The sequence below is a fragment of the Pantoea sp. X-Soil-ISGK-421 genome (assembly GCF_059730785.1).
In genome coordinates this window covers 3,119,772-3,134,649 of the sequence record NZ_AP035979.1, presented here as the reverse complement: position 1 = coordinate 3,134,649, position 14,878 = coordinate 3,119,772, and the positions used below count along the sequence as shown (strand labels likewise).

Genomic DNA, 14,878 nt, shown 5'->3' with positions numbered 1-14,878 from the left:
CATCAAAAGGAGAGAAACATGACAACACCATTTTCACTGCAAAACAAGGTTGCGATAGTCACTGGTGCCGCATCGGGAATTGGTCACGCTATTGCCCGCTGTTTAAGTGCTGCGGGCGCGCAGGTGGCGATGATTGATCGTGCAGAAGAAGTTAAATCGGTTGCCAGCAAGATGGATAGCCCTTCGCAAGGTTACGTTTTCGATCTGGCTAACGTCGAGGCGCTTGGCGAGTTGGTAGAGCAAATTCACGATGATTTTGGCCAAATCGACATTCTGGTTAATAACGCTGGTATTGGCATGCTGGAACCTGTGGGCGAAGTGCAACTCTCAAGCTGGAATACCACGATGTTGATTAATATGACGGCACCATTCTTCCTTGCTCAACATTGTGCCCGCTTTATGAAGGCGCAAGGATTTGGCCGCCTTATCAACATATCCTCACAGGCTAGTGTCATTGCACTCAATGAGCACGCAGCATACTGCACCAGCAAATCAGGCATGGTTTCTTTCACGCGCGTGTTAGCAGCAGAGTTGGGGCCGTTTGGCATTACCGCTAATGCTGTTTCACCCACGGTGGTTGAAACAGAGTTGGGTAAGCGTTACTGGCATGGTGAGCGTGCCGAACAGATGAAGTTAAAAATACCTTCGCGGCGCTTTGCCACGCCTGACGAAGTTGCGAGCACGGTGCTTTATCTCAGCAGCAACGAAGCGGCAATGGTCAATGGTGAGAACTTAGTGCTTGATGGAGGTTATAGCGTAATTTAAGTCAGGGCCCTTTCATTGCGATCAGGCCACTGATTTTGCTCAATACCAGAGAAATGTAAGTTAGCAAAAAAATGACCCGCACAGAACTTGGCTTCTGTGCGGGCGATTAACTAAACCAAGGTTTTCAAGCGATAAATCCATTCCAGCGCTTGCTTAGGCGTTAGGCTATCGGGATCCAATGCCTCAAGAGCATCTAACGCCGGTGAGGTTTCTGTCACCAGCAACTGCATTTGAGAACCTTCCACCGTGGAAGCGGCAGAACTGCCAGACAACGCTTCCAGCTCCTTTAGTTTATTACGCGCGCGTTTAATCACTTCCTTCGGCACGCCTGCCAATGCCGCTACGGCGAGACCATAGCTTTTGCTTGCGGCACCGTCCTGCACGCTGTGCATAAAGGCGATGGTGTCACCGTGTTCGACAGCATCCAGATGCACATTCACTACGCCTTCCATTTTTTCCGGTAGCGTGGTCAGTTCGAAATAGTGGGTGGCGAACAGCGTCATGGCCTTAATGCGATTCGCCAGACTTTCGGCGCAGGCCCATGCCAGCGACAAACCATCGTAAGTTGAGGTGCCACGCCCGATTTCATCCATCAGTACCAGACTATTTTCGGTAGCGTTATGCAGAATGTTGGCGGTTTCCGTCATCTCAACCATAAAGGTTGAGCGTCCGGAAGCCAGGTCATCGGCAGCACCGACGCGCGTGAAGATACGATCGATGGGACCGATGACTGTCTCTTCTGCTGGCACATAGCTACCAATCCACGCCATCAGTGCAATCAATGCAGTCTGGCGCATGTAGGTACTTTTACCGCCCATATTGGGGCCGGTAATGATCAGCATCCGGCGCTGCGGTGAGAGTGAAAGCGGGTTAGCGATAAAAGGCTCTTTCAGAACCTGTTCAACCACTGGATGGCGGCCAGCGGTGATGCGGATGCCTGCTTTTTCTTGCAGCACCGGGCGGCAATAGTTAAGTGTCCAGGCGCGTTCGGCCAGGTTCGCTAACACGTCCAGTTCAGACAGGGCAGCTGCACTGATTTGCAACGCTTCGAGATGCGGCAATAAGCGATCGAACAACTCATCGTAGAGACCCTTCTCCAGCGCCAGCGCTTTGCCTTTAGACGTCAGAACCTTGTCTTCATACTCTTTCAGTTCAGGAATGATATAGCGTTCAGCATTCTTCAGCGTCTGGCGGCGAACATAATGAATCGGCACCTGATGGCTTTGACCACGACTCACCTGAATGTAATAGCCGTGAATCGCATTGAAACCGACTTTTAGCGTGTCTAGTCCAAGTTTTTCACGCTCACGAATCTCCAGACGATCAAGATAATCGGTAGCGCCATCGGCCAGCGCACGCCATTCATCAAGTTCGGCGTTGTATCCCGGAGCAATCACACCACCGTCGCGTACCAGCACCGGCGGTGATTCAATGATCGCTTGTTCCAGCAACTCACGCAGTTCGGTGAATTCGCCCATCTGAGAGCGCAGATGGATTAATTGGGTCGCTTCTACACCTTCCAGCAGCTGGTTTAACTCTGGCAGTTGCTGGAATGCATGACGCATACGAGCCAAATCGCGTGGACGCGCGGTGCGTAAGGCCAGGCGCGCCAGAATGCGTTCCAGATCGCCTACCTGCCGCAGCACTGGCTGCAACTCCTGGCTGAGCGATTGCAGCTCAGCGATAGATTCCTGGCGACGTGCAATGGCAGTGACATCGCGCAGCGGCATATGCAGCCAGCGTTTCAGCATACGGCTACCCATCGGCGTGACGGTTTTATCCAGTATCGCCGCCAGCGTGTTCTCCATGCCGCCGGCCAGGTTTTGCGTAATTTCCAGGTTGCGGCGCGTAGCCGCATCCATGATCACGCTATCCTGCTGACGTTCCATACTCAGCGAGCGAATATGGGGCAGCGAGGTGCGTTGTGTGTCTTTGACATATTGCAGCAGGCACCCTGCAGCGCGTAGCGCCAGATGCGCCTGCTCGACGCCAAAACCACTTAAGTCGCGGGTGCCAAATTGCAGATTAAGCTGCTGACGCGCTGTATCAATTTCATATTCCCACAGCGGACGGCGGCGCAGGCCACGGCGTTGATCGATCAACGACATCGTCTGGAAATCTTCGGGATAGAGCAGTTCAGCAGGATTGGTGCGTTGCAGTTCTGCTGCCATCGTTTCCAGATCGGCGGGCTCACTCAGGCGGAAGCGACCAGAACTAATATCCAGCGTCGCATAACCAAAACCGCGCTGGCTTTGGAAAATGGCGGCGAGCAGATTATCCTGACGCTCTTGCAGCAACGCTTCGTCGCTGATGGTGCCGGGCGTAACAATACGCACCACTTTTCGCTCAACCGGGCCTTTGCTTAAGGCTGGGTCGCCAATCTGCTCACAGATCGCCACCGATTCGCCGAGTTGCACCAGTTTCGCCAGATAGCCTTCAACCGCATGGTAAGGTACGCCCGCCATCGGGATTGGTTCACCGGCAGAGGCGCCACGTTTAGTCAGCGAGATTTCCAGCAACTGCGAAGCGCGTTTTGCGTCATCGTAAAACAGCTCGTAGAAATCGCCCATGCGATAAAACAGCAGGATGTCAGGATGATCGGCCTTCAGGCGCAGGTACTGCTGCATCATGGGCGTATGGCCACTAAAGTCCATTTGCTCTGCTCCTTTCATCTCATTCTCACTCAACATTCATTCTTTTAATTACCTGAGGCTGGGTCAATACAGCCTGGAAGTGTCGTTATCGTGTGAACGGATAACGAAAGCCGGATGTTACCATTTTTGCCATGTGGCCTTCATCCGCCAACTGGGCTTTATGGCTGCCGACCATAACAAATTGCCGCAAACGGTAAAAAGCAAAATTTAATGATAATGGTTAAGTGTGGAGCTGCTTCGCAAATTGGCGTTGTAAGCGACTGAAGCCAGCTGGAAAGGGCTAAATTTTAAGATATTGCTCTGTATGTCGCTGCAATGAACGATTACCATAAGTGCTTATGTTTTCACCTGGCTTATGGATATCCAATGCGTTTTAAGGTTGCTCTTCTTCCGCTTATTACTCTGCTTGCTGCCTGCAGCAGTAAGCCCGCATCCCATCAGCAGCCCGCCGTTGTGCCTGCACCTAAAGGTGGTTTTTTACTGGAGCCCTCGCACGCGGTTCAGCCGATGTTTGGCGATTTTGCCGGTAATCCTGCGGCTGAGCAGTTCATCGATCAAATGGTGGAAAAACACGGTTTTAACCGTGAACAGCTGCATGCGGTGATTGGCCAGGCAAAGCGTCTGGATTACGTGCTGCGCCTGATGGACCAGCAAGCGCCGAGCTATACGCCGCCAACCGGCCCGAACGGTGCGTGGATCCGCTATCGCAATAAGTTCATCACGCCGGATAACGTGCAGAATGGCGTGGCATTCTGGAATCAGTATCAGGATGCGCTGCAGCGTGCGCAGCAGGTTTATGGCGTGCCGCCGGAAATCATAGTGGGTATTATCGGCGTCGAAACGCGTTGGGGCCGGGTAATGGGCAAAACGCGCTTGCTGGATGCGCTGGCAACGTTGTCATTTAGCTATCCGCGTCGTGCAACCTATTTCAGTGGTGAACTAGAGACTTTCTTACTGATGGCGCGCACAGAACAAGACGATCCGCTGGACCTGCGCGGCTCCTTTGCCGGTGCGATGGGTTATGGGCAGTTCATGCCATCCTCCTATAAGCAATATGCGGTCGATTTTAACGGTGATGGTCATATCAACCTTTGGGATCCGGTTGATGCGATTGGCAGCGTAGCCAATTATTTCAAGGAACACGGCTGGCGCGCGGGTGAAAACGTTGCGGTGCCCGCCAGCGGTCAGGCTCCAGCGCTGGAAAATGGCTTCAAAACCAAGTATCCGGTTAGCACGTTAGCCGCGAGCGGTTTAACGCCACAGGGATCGCTGGACGGTAATACTCAGGTCAGTTTGCTGCGACTGGATCTTGGCACTAGCTATCAATATTGGTACGGTCTGCCGAACTTCTACGCGATCACCCGCTATAACCACAGCACGCACTATGCAATGGCAGTGTGGCAATTAGGTGAAGCCGTTGCTAAAGCACGTCAGGGTAGCCTCTTTTAATGCTGTCCATATAAAGTGTGAGGGTATAAGATGGCGCCCCTTTTGCGGTGCCATCTTCACCGCATCCTACTTCTGAGGAGCGCTAATGAGTACCTTACCTGCCTGTCCTGTGTGCCAGGCCGATTACACCTGGCAAGATGGCGACAATCTGAATTGCCCCTCTTGCGGTCATATCTGGACAGCAAGCGCCGATGATGCAGCGGACGGTTTAGTGGTACGTGATGCTAACGGCAATCTGTTAGTTGATGGCGATAGCGTTACCGTGGTCAAAGATCTTAAGGTTAAAGGCAGTTCCTCTCCGCTGAAAATGGGTACCAAAGTCAAAAGCATTCGCTTAGTCGAAGGCGATCACAACATTGATTGCAAGATTGATGGCTTTGGTCCGATGAAACTCAAATCTGAGTTCGTAAAAAAGAATTAATCACCGGACGGCTTAGCGCCGTCCTGTTTGTTTCAACTCAGCAAACGATCCACTTCCTCGCACTGTTCTGCTGTTAGCTCGCCACCATAATTGCGCGAGTAGCTGCTCATTGAGTCAAATCGGCGCGCAACAGCCGTTTTTATGGTGGTAACAAAATCATCGCCGATGGTGTAAATCGCCATTAATTGACCAATGCGTTGTTGAATCTCACTGAGTTGCGCTACATCGCCAGCCCGCCAGGCCTGCATCGCGCGCGCAAATAACTCAGGCACAATATTGTTCAAGCCTGAAATCACACCTGAACCGCCAGCCAGTAGATTGGGCAGTAGGTATTCGTCATAGCCAGAAAGCACAGTGAAATCGCTGCGCACTTTTCTGGTTTCATCAATCATCGCGCGGTTGTGCGACAAACAATCCATGGTGTCTTTGATACCCATAAAATTGGGCAACTCCTCGGCCAGTTCTGCCACCAAGGCAGGCGTTAAATCACAGCCGGTACGCGCGGGAAAATTGTAGGCAAACCACTGACCACCCAGCTGTTTATCCAGCGTTTTGAAATAGCTCAGCAGCTGCTTCTGTGTCTGCCCGTAATAGTAGGGAGGCAGTACCATTACCGCATCAAATCCATTCTGCCAGGCCGCGTCGGCCAGTTGCAGCATATCCGCAATGCAGGTGCTGGAGACGTTGGCCACCATGCTCAGTGGCGAGAGTTGGCGCGCCTCGCGAATCAACAACAGCCGCTCCTGTTGAGTGAGCGATGCAAATTCGCCAATGCTGCCCATCAAAAGCAAGGTATCAATACCCGATTGGTTTAAACGCGAAAAATGGCGTCCAAGTGCATCAATATCCAGATTATTTGTGCTGTCGAAGGGCGTCACTGACGGACACCATACGCCGGGCAATGCGGGTTGTGCAGACATAACAGATTCCTTAGGTTGAAAAATGAAACATCGTTTTAACTTAATGGCATCTGCGCATCCTAACCAGCTAGCGAGGGCAAAAAGGTGAGATATCGCACTTTTCTCTTTCTATCAAGATGAGAAAAGCAGGTAGTGTTTAGCCCTTCAGCCCAGACAGGAGCTTTGCTATGCAAGACTGGAATCCACAGCTATATCGCCAATTCGAATCAGAGCGCACCCGCCCGGCGCGTGAGCTATTGGAGCGTATTCCGCACCATGATGTGCGCTTTGCCACTGATCTTGGCTGCGGGCCCGGCAACAGCACTGAGCTACTGGCACAGGCGTGGCCGGAGGCGCAGATAACCGGCATTGATAGCTCCGCTGCAATGTTAGAGCAGGCGCGCGAACGTCTTCCCAGCGGCCATTTTCAACAGGCCGATATTCGTCGCTGGCAGGCCGAACAGCCGCAGCAAGTCATCTATGCTAACGCCTCGCTGCAGTGGTTGACTGAACATCACACATTGCTACCGCATCTGGTTGATCAATTGGCCATCGGGGGCGCATTAGCGATTCAGATGCCCGATAATCTTGAAGAACCGTCGCACCGCTTAATGCGTGAAGTGGCAGCGACTGAAAAATGGCAGGCGCTAATTTCGTCACAGGCGGCGGATCGCAAACGTCTGCTGACCACCGATCACTATTACGATCTGTTGACCGATGCGGGTTGCCAGGTTGATATCTGGCGCACCACTTATTATCACCCAATGGCTGATGCGCAGGGCATCATTACCTGGTTGCGCGCCACCGGACTGCGTCCTTTCCTCGCCGGACTTGATGAAACGCAGCAAGCGGCATTTCTCCATGATTACCATCAGAAACTCATTCCGGCTTATCCCGCACGCAGCAATGGCCAGGTTTTGTTAGCGTTCCCGCGGCTGTTTATGGTTGCAGTGAAAACAGGTTGAGCTAACTGGAAGCCAGTACGCAGAAATGATGGCCAAAGGTTGAAAAGGGCTTTTCAGTGCACCATTTACTGCTAACGTGAAGCGCCACAACGGGAGAAGGCGATGAACGATGAACAGTTACAGCAGCTAAGTCGCCGCATTGGCGAACAGCTGAAGAAACAGCAGGCAACGGTGACCGCGGCAGAATCCTGCACCGGTGGCTGGATTGCGAAAGTATTTACCGATATCAGCGGAAGCTCTGCCTGGTTTGAGCGCGGTTTCGTGACCTACAGCAATGAAGCTAAGCAGCAGATGGTGGGCGTACAGGACACAACGCTGCAGCAGCATGGCGCCGTAAGTGAACAAACGGTGCGTGAGATGGCTACCGGTGCGGCTAAAGCTGCGGCGGCAGAATACGCTATCGCCGTAAGCGGTATTGCCGGTCCGGATGGTGGCACGCCCGATAAACCGGTGGGCACCGTGTGGTTTGCGATTGTAGGTCCGGAGGGGCGCGTATTAGCGCAGCGCCAGATTTTTTCTGGCGACCGGGACGCGGTGCGCCGTCAATCAGTGGCTTGGGCGCTGCAAACGCTGCTTGATGAATTTCTGATAAATTAAACTTGATACTGTATGACTATACAGTATAATTAGCGGCAACAGAACGAGCGACATAGTTGATGTCGACTCACCCAGCATGATTAGGAGTGGAAATGGCGATCGACGAGAACAAACAGAAGGCTTTAGCTGCCGCACTGGGCCAGATTGAGAAGCAATTTGGTAAAGGCTCCATCATGCGCTTGGGTGAAGACCGCTCAATGGATGTCGAAACCATCTCTACCGGCTCACTGTCACTGGATATTGCGCTCGGCGCGGGTGGCTTGCCGATGGGCCGTATTGTTGAGATTTACGGACCGGAATCTTCGGGTAAAACCACGCTGACCCTGCAGGTTATTGCTTCTGCACAGCGTAAAGGCAAGACCTGTGCCTTTATCGATGCTGAGCATGCACTGGATCCGGTGTACGCGAAAAAACTGGGCGTAGATATCGATAACCTGCTGTGTTCACAGCCGGATACCGGTGAGCAAGCGCTGGAAATTTGTGATGCGCTGGCGCGCTCAGGTGCTGTTGACGTCATCATCGTCGACTCCGTGGCGGCGCTGACGCCGAAAGCAGAAATCGAAGGCGAGATCGGCGATTCACACATGGGTCTGGCCGCTCGTATGATGAGCCAGGCAATGCGTAAGCTGGCAGGTAACCTGAAGCAGTCCAACACGCTGCTGATTTTCATCAACCAGATTCGTATGAAGATTGGTGTGATGTTCGGTAACCCGGAAACCACAACCGGCGGTAACGCACTGAAATTTTACGCTTCTGTTCGTCTGGACATCCGCCGTATCGGTGCGATTAAAGAAGGCGACGAGGTGGTGGGTAGCGAAACCCGCGTTAAAGTCGTGAAGAACAAAATTGCCGCGCCGTTTAAGCAGGCTGAATTCCAGATCATGTACGGCGAAGGTATCAACACCTTTGGCGAGCTGGTGGACCTTGGCGTGAAGCACAAGCTGGTTGAGAAAGCCGGTGCGTGGTACAGCTACAACGGTGAGAAGATTGGTCAGGGGAAAGCGAACTCAACCAACTTCCTTAAAGAGAACCCAGCGATTGCGAATGAAATCGACAAGAAGCTGCGTGACTTGCTGCTAAGTGGTGATGCCGCTGCCGCAGACACCGCGAAAATCCCAGCTGATGATCGCGAAGAAGCCAGCGAAACCAACGAAGATTTCTAAAATATTAACGGGAGCAGAGATGCTCCCGTTTTGCTTTTCCCCGCCAGCGCTTTTCCTCTCTGCCTTCTTGCTTTACCCTGCGACCCTGCACGACTGTTAGAACAAGGTTGATCATATGTCATCGTCACCATCTGCGGCACCTGTGCCAACATATTCCCGTTTGCTAGACCGCGCGATGCGCATCCTTTCGCAGCGCGATCATAGCCGTGAAGAGCTGAAGCGTAAGTTGCAGCTCTCTTCCCAACGTGCGGCCTATCTGCAGCAGCAGGAAAACACGCCCATTCCAGATGAGTTATTGGAAAAAGTGCTCGACTGGTGTCAGGAGAGTGGTTGGCTTAACGATGAACGCTTTACCGAACGCTTTATTCAGAGCCGAGCCCGAAAGGGATATGGTCCACAGCGCGTACGCATGGAGTTGCAGCAAAAAGGCATTGGCCGCGATGAGATCAATCAGGCGCTATTCGATACCGAAGTGGACTGGAGCCAGTGCGCAGCCGATCTTGCCAAACGCAAATTTGGCGAGCCCTTACCGCAAACCTGGGCCGAGAAAAGTAAGGTACAGCGTTTTTTAATGTCGAAAGGCTTTATGATGGAAGATATTCAGGCCGTTTTCAGAAATAGTGACGACTGAAAGGCGATGTGATTTTACTTCCCACTGAAGAAAATTTATCTTATTCCCACTTTTTGTTCCTTAGTCAGCGGCAGGCCGGATGGATAGGGTTTGCCAGCGAAAGGGAACGTTCGTTAGCGTGATTCCAGGAATTTTATGAGCAAGAGCACTGCTGAGATCCGTCAAGCGTTTCTCGACTTTTTTCATAGCAAGGGACATCAGGTTGTAGCCAGCAGCTCCCTCGTACCGAACAACGACCCGACGTTACTGTTTACTAATGCCGGGATGGTCCAGTTTAAAGACGTTTTCCTCGGTCAGGATAAGCGTGACTATGCTCGCGCAACAACGTCTCAGCGTTGTGTGCGTGCTGGCGGCAAGCATAACGACCTCGAAAACGTGGGCTACACGGCACGTCACCACACCTTCTTTGAAATGTTGGGCAACTTCAGCTTTGGTGATTACTTCAAAAAAGAAGCAATCGCTTATGCATGGGAACTGCTGACGGGTGAGCAGTGGTTTAAGCTGCCTAAAGAGCGCCTGTGGGTGACCGTCTATGAAACAGACGACGAGGCCTTCGAAATTTGGGCCAACGATATTGGGGTGCCGCGTGAGCGCATTATCCGTATCGGTGACAACAAAGGCAGCGCCTACGCATCAGACAACTTCTGGCAGATGGGCGACACCGGTCCTTGCGGTCCATGCACCGAAATTTTCTTCGATCATGGTGACCATATCTGGGGTGGCCCGCCGGGCAGCCCGGAAGAAGATGGCGATCGTTACATCGAGATCTGGAACATCGTTTTCATGCAGTTCAACCGTCAGGCCGACGGCACGATGGATCCGCTGCCGAAACCGTCAGTGGATACCGGCATGGGTCTGGAGCGTATTGCTGCCGTGTTGCAACACGTTAACTCCAACTATGAAATCGATCTCTTTGCCAAATTGATCAAGTCTGTTGCGCAGGTAACCGGTGCAACCGATTTGGATAACAAGTCACTGCGCGTTATTGCTGACCATATTCGCTCTTGTGCCTTCCTGATCGCCGATGGCGTAATCCCATCAAATGAAAACCGCGGTTATGTATTGCGCCGCATCATTCGTCGCGCGGTGCGTCACGGCAATATGCTGGGTGCGAAAGAAGCATTCTTCTACAAGCTGGTTGCGCCATTGATTGATGTGATGGGTGCTGCAGGCGAAGATCTGAAGCGTCAGCAGAAGCATGTAGAAAATGCGCTGAAGAACGAAGAAGAGCAGTTTGCTAAAACTCTGGAGCGTGGACTTGCGCTATTGGATGAAGAACTGGCGAAACTGCAAGGCGATACACTTGATGGCGAAACAGTATTCCGTCTGTACGACACCTTCGGTTTCCCGGCGGATTTGACCGCCGATGTGTGCCGTGAGCGTAATCTGAAGATTGATGAAAGCGGTTTTGAAGCCGCGATGGAGCAGCAGCGCCAGCGCGCGCGTGAAGCCAGTGGGTTTGGTGCCGACTATAACAATGTTATTCGCATTGATGCCGCCACCGACTTTAAAGGCTATGACCATCTGGAACTGAACGCTGTTGTGAAGGCGCTGTTTGTGGACGGTCAGCAAGTTGAGCAGATCAGTGCGGGACAGGACGCGGTTGTCGTGCTTGACGAAACGCCATTCTACGGCGAATCAGGTGGACAGGTTGGCGACACCGGCGTGCTGGCTGGGCAGAATGCTGAATTTAGCGTTCAGGATACACAGAAGTATGGTAAAGCGATTGGTCATATCGGTAAGCTAAGCAGCGGCCAGTTACACGTTGGCGATCGTTTGCATGCCCAGGTCGATGAAACTCGTCGTGCGCGCATCCGTCTGAATCACTCTGCCACGCACTTACTGCATGCAGCACTGCGTCAGGTTCTGGGTGATCATGTAGGACAGAAAGGCTCGCTGGTTAATGATAAATATCTGCGCTTCGATTTCTCACATTTTGAAGCCATGAAGCCACAAGAAATCCGTCAAGTTGAGGATATTGTTAACGCGCAGATTCGTCGTAACCTTGCCGTTGAGACCGAAATCATGGATCTCGATGATGCAAAACAGAAGGGCGCAATGGCCCTGTTTGGCGAGAAATACGATCAGCGCGTACGCGTGCTGACTATGGGTGATTTCTCTACCGAGCTGTGTGGGGGTATTCACGCGCAGCGTACCGGTGATATTGGCCTATTCCGTATTCAGTCTGAATCGGGCACTGCAGCAGGTGTACGCCGTATTGAAGCCGTAACGGGCGAAGGTGCGTTGGCACAAGTTAATGCGCAGAGTCAGCAGCTGCTTGATGTGGCGCAATTGGTGAAAGCCAATAGCAGCAACCTAAATGAGAAAGTGCGTGGCTTGGTTGATCACGTCCGCGCGCTAGAGAAAGAGTTGCAACAACTGCGCGATCAGCAAGCTGCGCAGGAAAGCGCTTCACTGAGCAGCAAGGCGGTTGACGTTAAAGGCACGAAGTTGCTGGTCAGTGAACTGAGCAACGTTGAGCCAAAAATGTTGCGTACCATGGTTGACGATCTGAAGAACCAGTTAACGTCTGCCATCATCGTGCTGGCAACGGTTGATGACGGCAAAGTTTCACTGATTGCTGGTGTGACCAAAGATCTCACGGACCGCGTTAAAGCCGGCGAACTGATTGGCGAACTTGCCTCTCAGGTTGGCGGTAAAGGCGGTGGTCGCCCAGATATGGCCCAGGCCGGCGGGACAGACCCGCAGGCGCTGGCTGGCGCGCTGGCTGGCGTGCAGGAATGGGTCAGTAACCGACTGTAACGTATAATACTTCGCATTGTGATAAGCGCCAGAAGCCCGTTTTCTGGCGCTTTTTTAGCGCAGTGCACACCAGGTAATGACAAAGTCCGGTTGATGTAGTGTATTTCGGCTAAACTAACTATCAGCAGAATGTATTGGCATGGCGAAGCACAATGGTGTATTTGTCATAGGCATTGTTCAGCGTTATATGATGGATACGGCCGGGAGACCGAACAAGCCCGACTCTTTTAATCTTTCAAGGAGCAAAGAATGCTTATTCTAACTCGTCGAGTTGGTGAAACCCTCATGATTGGCGATGAGGTGACTGTAACGGTGCTGGGTGTTAAAGGTAACCAGGTCCGCATTGGTGTTAACGCGCCTAAAGAAGTTTCGGTACATCGCGAAGAGATCTATCAGCGTATTCAAGCCGAAAAAACTCAGCAAACGAGTTACTAACGGATTCAGCGCCTCGCTCATGAGCGAGGCGCTACCGGTTTTTCTCCTCAAGTCTTGCACCTCTCCCGCTTTTCTTTCTCATTCGCTCAATCCTTTTAACGCCCATTTGTGTTCTCCTGCAGGCTTTCTTTGTTGATAAATCACTCTTTTTGTCGCTAAAGCATCCGAATTGAGCGTCATTTGTGCAATCAAACAAATGGCTGAAAATAAATGTTTGACTTATAAGTCCGGGAAAGTAATATGTGCGCCACGCAGTGCCGATGAGCAGAAACAAGTTCAGAAGCACGGTTCGGAAGAACGCGTAAGGTGAGGTGGCCGAGAGGCTGAAGGCGCTCCCCTGCTAAGGGAGTATGCGGTCAAAAGCTGCATCCGGGGTTCGAATCCCCGCCTCACCGCCATTTCCGATGCATCCATAGCTCAGCTGGATAGAGTACTCGGCTACGAACCGAGCGGTCGGAGGTTCGAATCCTCCTGGATGCACCATTCGGAAAGATGAAGTAAGAGTGAACGAGCAGTTCCTTTCATGGTGAGTTGTTTGCACCCTGCGCTGTACAAGAATTAACTCGATGCATCCATAGCTCAGCTGGATAGAGTACTCGGCTACGAACCGAGCGGTCGGAGGTTCGAATCCTCCTGGATGCACCATTCTTCGTATCATCCTCAGGTTGTTTCAGTTAGTTCCTCGAAAGAAAATCTCAATGCATCCATAGCTCAGCTGGATAGAGTACTCGGCTACGAACCGAGCGGTCGGAGGTTCGAATCCTCCTGGATGCACCATTCATCTTTAAGCTTCTCAAAATTTACTTCAGCAGTAACTCGATGCATCCATAGCTCAGCTGGATAGAGTACTCGGCTACGAACCGAGCGGTCGGAGGTTCGAATCCTCCTGGATGCACCATCTCTTCTTCGTAATCCCTCTTTTTTTTGACACTCGCTTTCTAAATCTTTACGTCGTAATCGTCGCTTGCAAAAAAATCGCTGAATTAACCGTCGTTTATCCCCGGCATTGCACTCTGACCTTTTTCCTAAAACGAAAAATGCTAATGCTTTCAAAGCATTTGCGGTTAAGCGCGCCTGGCGACAACCTGAGCGCATTACGCTAAAGTAATGGCTCATTTTGTGGTACTCGATGGAGTGACAATGTACGACCAATATGATGCCCTGATTTTCGATATGGACGGCACAATTCTCGATACTGAGCCGACACATCGAAAAGCCTGGCAGCAGGTGCTTAGCCGCTACGGTTTCACCATGGATGAAGAAAAAATGGTGGGCTTCAATGGTGCCCCAACCTGGCAACTGGCGCAGTTCATTCTTGATCAGAACAATGCTAAGCACGATCCGCACCTCTTAGCGGCGGAAAAAACCGTTGCGCTGAAGGCGATGTTGCTGGATGACGTGCGCCCGCTTCCGTTGATGGAGGTGGTCAAAGCCTATCATGGTCGCCGTCCAATGGCGGTGGGCACCGGCAGTGAACACAGCCTGGCGAAAGCCTTGCTCGAAGAATTAGGTGTGTACCATCTCTTTGATGCGGTTGTCGGGGCTGATGACGTACAACGCCACAAACCGCAACCGGATACCTTTTTACGCTGCGCTGAATTAATGGGTATCGCCCCCGAGCGCTGTGTGGTGTTTGAGGATGCTGACTTTGGCGTACAAGCTGCCAAAGCAGCAGGCATGGACGTGGTTGATGTCCGTTTACTGTGAATGAATTTCTGACCTATGGATCGTTATTCGGCAGCAGCTTTCTGAGTGCAACCCTGTTACCGGGGAGCTCGGAAGCGGTGCTTGTTGCACTGCTGATCGCTCAAAAGGGTTCGGTTTATGGATTGTTATTGGCTGCATCAGTGGGAAACACGCTGGGTGGCCTGACCAACATTCTTCTTGGTCGCCTGATGCCGCTTAAAGGGCAAGGGCGATGGCACGACACAGCAATGACGTGGTTACACCGATTGGGACCTGCAGCACTGATTTTTAGCTGGCTGCCGGTAGTGGGCGACTTACTCTGCGTACTTGCAGGTTGGTTGCGCTTTGCCTGGCTGCCTTCGGTACTGTTCCTCGCCATCGGTAAAACGCTGCGTTATATCGTTATCGCGACCGCCACATTACAAACAATGCAATGGTGGCATTGATTCG

Annotated in this window: 13 protein-coding genes and 5 tRNA genes; 16 read left to right on the top strand and 2 right to left on the bottom strand. The window is 52.1% G+C overall.

Annotated features, from left to right (window positions below; translation table 11 throughout):
• The first annotated feature begins 18 nt into the window (after window positions 1–18).
• The gene (locus AC6I8K_RS14600; protein ID WP_483816018.1) at window positions 19–765 is read left to right on the top strand and encodes a GolD/DthD family dehydrogenase; all 747 of its coding nucleotides are present in this window, start codon (window positions 19–21) and stop codon (window positions 763–765) included.
• Window positions 766–875: 110 nt separating this feature from the next.
• Here the strand turns inward: AC6I8K_RS14600 and mutS are convergent, their stop codons facing one another.
• Window positions 876–3,419: a DNA mismatch repair protein MutS gene (gene mutS, locus AC6I8K_RS14595; protein WP_497826944.1), complete on the bottom strand. Its 2,544-nt coding sequence runs from the start codon at window positions 3,417–3,419 to the stop codon at window positions 876–878.
• Between the two features lie 366 nt (window positions 3,420–3,785).
• Between mutS and mltB the strand changes: the two genes are divergently transcribed.
• Window positions 3,786–4,868: a lytic murein transglycosylase B gene (gene mltB / locus AC6I8K_RS14590; RefSeq protein WP_483816016.1), complete on the top strand. Its 1,083-nt coding sequence runs from the start codon at window positions 3,786–3,788 to the stop codon at window positions 4,866–4,868.
• A gap of 85 nt (window positions 4,869–4,953) precedes the next feature.
• Window positions 4,954–5,289: a zinc ribbon domain-containing protein YjdM gene (locus AC6I8K_RS14585; RefSeq protein WP_064738003.1), complete on the top strand. Its 336-nt coding sequence runs from the start codon at window positions 4,954–4,956 to the stop codon at window positions 5,287–5,289.
• A gap of 32 nt (window positions 5,290–5,321) precedes the next feature.
• Here the strand turns inward: AC6I8K_RS14585 and AC6I8K_RS14580 are convergent, their stop codons facing one another.
• Entirely contained in the window at window positions 5,322–6,209 is an 888-nt protein-coding gene (locus AC6I8K_RS14580) for a dihydrodipicolinate synthase family protein (protein ID WP_497826943.1), read from the bottom strand.
• Window positions 6,210–6,376: 167 nt separating this feature from the next.
• Between AC6I8K_RS14580 and tam the strand changes: the two genes are divergently transcribed.
• The 13 genes from tam (at window position 6,377) to AC6I8K_RS14515 (ending at window position 14,874) form a co-directional block, all read left to right on the top strand.
• The gene (gene tam, locus AC6I8K_RS14575) at window positions 6,377–7,153 is read left to right on the top strand and encodes a trans-aconitate 2-methyltransferase (protein WP_064738001.1); all 777 of its coding nucleotides are present in this window, start codon (window positions 6,377–6,379) and stop codon (window positions 7,151–7,153) included.
• Window positions 7,154–7,255: 102 nt separating this feature from the next.
• Window positions 7,256–7,750 carry a nicotinamide-nucleotide amidase gene (gene pncC / locus AC6I8K_RS14570; protein WP_064738000.1) on the top strand — a complete coding sequence of 165 codons (495 nt, stop codon included), beginning with the start codon at window positions 7,256–7,258 and terminating at the stop codon, window positions 7,748–7,750.
• Window positions 7,751–7,842: 92 nt separating this feature from the next.
• Entirely contained in the window at window positions 7,843–8,913 is a 1,071-nt protein-coding gene (gene recA, locus AC6I8K_RS14565; RefSeq protein ID WP_064737999.1) for a recombinase RecA, read from the top strand.
• Between the two features lie 115 nt (window positions 8,914–9,028).
• Entirely contained in the window at window positions 9,029–9,544 is a 516-nt protein-coding gene (locus AC6I8K_RS14560) for a regulatory protein RecX (RefSeq protein ID WP_176973523.1), read from the top strand.
• A gap of 135 nt (window positions 9,545–9,679) precedes the next feature.
• Window positions 9,680–12,307 (top strand): alanine--tRNA ligase, encoded by a 2,628-nt coding sequence (gene alaS / locus AC6I8K_RS14555; protein WP_483816014.1) that lies wholly within the window; start codon window positions 9,680–9,682, stop codon window positions 12,305–12,307.
• A gap of 249 nt (window positions 12,308–12,556) precedes the next feature.
• The gene (gene csrA / locus AC6I8K_RS14550) at window positions 12,557–12,742 is read left to right on the top strand and encodes a carbon storage regulator CsrA (RefSeq protein WP_004155916.1); all 186 of its coding nucleotides are present in this window, start codon (window positions 12,557–12,559) and stop codon (window positions 12,740–12,742) included.
• 305 nt (window positions 12,743–13,047) lie between these two features.
• A tRNA-Ser gene (locus AC6I8K_RS14545) sits at window positions 13,048–13,140 on the top strand.
• A gap of 8 nt (window positions 13,141–13,148) precedes the next feature.
• Window positions 13,149–13,225, top strand: a tRNA-Arg gene (locus AC6I8K_RS14540).
• Window positions 13,226–13,310: 85 nt separating this feature from the next.
• Window positions 13,311–13,387: transfer RNA gene (locus AC6I8K_RS14535), tRNA-Arg, on the top strand.
• Window positions 13,388–13,442: 55 nt separating this feature from the next.
• Window positions 13,443–13,519, top strand: a tRNA-Arg gene (locus AC6I8K_RS14530).
• 44 nt (window positions 13,520–13,563) lie between these two features.
• Window positions 13,564–13,640 (top strand) — tRNA-Arg (locus tag AC6I8K_RS14525).
• Between the two features lie 242 nt (window positions 13,641–13,882).
• Window positions 13,883–14,449 (top strand): fructose-1-phosphate/6-phosphogluconate phosphatase, encoded by a 567-nt coding sequence (gene yqaB / locus AC6I8K_RS14520; RefSeq protein WP_064737997.1) that lies wholly within the window; start codon window positions 13,883–13,885, stop codon window positions 14,447–14,449.
• Complete coding sequence (locus AC6I8K_RS14515) at window positions 14,446–14,874, top strand: YqaA family protein (RefSeq protein WP_064737996.1); 429 nt, start codon at window positions 14,446–14,448, stop codon at window positions 14,872–14,874. The genes yqaB and AC6I8K_RS14515 overlap by 4 nt, the downstream gene beginning before the upstream one ends.
• Window positions 14,875–14,878 lie beyond the last annotated feature (4 nt).

Bases quoted from the DNA above. Each gene is read 5' to 3' on its own strand.
- AC6I8K_RS14585 (WP_064738003.1), top strand. From the start codon at position 4,954: ATGAGTACCTTACCTGCCTGTCCTGTGTGCCAGGCCGATTACACCTGG.
- tam (WP_064738001.1), top strand. From the start codon at position 6,377: ATGCAAGACTGGAATCCACAGCTATATCGCCAATTCGAATCAGAGCGC.
- pncC (WP_064738000.1), top strand. From the start codon at position 7,256: ATGAACGATGAACAGTTACAGCAGCTAAGTCGCCGCATTGGCGAACAG.
- csrA (WP_004155916.1), top strand. From the start codon at position 12,557: ATGCTTATTCTAACTCGTCGAGTTGGTGAAACCCTCATGATTGGCGAT.
- AC6I8K_RS14580 (WP_497826943.1), bottom strand. From the start codon at position 6,209: ATGTCTGCACAACCCGCATTGCCCGGCGTATGGTGTCCGTCAGTGACG.
- yqaB (WP_064737997.1), top strand. From the start codon at position 13,883: ATGTACGACCAATATGATGCCCTGATTTTCGATATGGACGGCACAATT.
- mltB (WP_483816016.1), top strand. From the start codon at position 3,786: ATGCGTTTTAAGGTTGCTCTTCTTCCGCTTATTACTCTGCTTGCTGCC.
- mutS (WP_497826944.1), bottom strand. From the start codon at position 3,419: ATGGACTTTAGTGGCCATACGCCCATGATGCAGCAGTACCTGCGCCTG.
- alaS (WP_483816014.1), top strand. From the start codon at position 9,680: ATGAGCAAGAGCACTGCTGAGATCCGTCAAGCGTTTCTCGACTTTTTT.
- AC6I8K_RS14560 (WP_176973523.1), top strand. From the start codon at position 9,029: ATGTCATCGTCACCATCTGCGGCACCTGTGCCAACATATTCCCGTTTG.
- recA (WP_064737999.1), top strand. From the start codon at position 7,843: ATGGCGATCGACGAGAACAAACAGAAGGCTTTAGCTGCCGCACTGGGC.
- AC6I8K_RS14600 (WP_483816018.1), top strand. From the start codon at position 19: ATGACAACACCATTTTCACTGCAAAACAAGGTTGCGATAGTCACTGGT.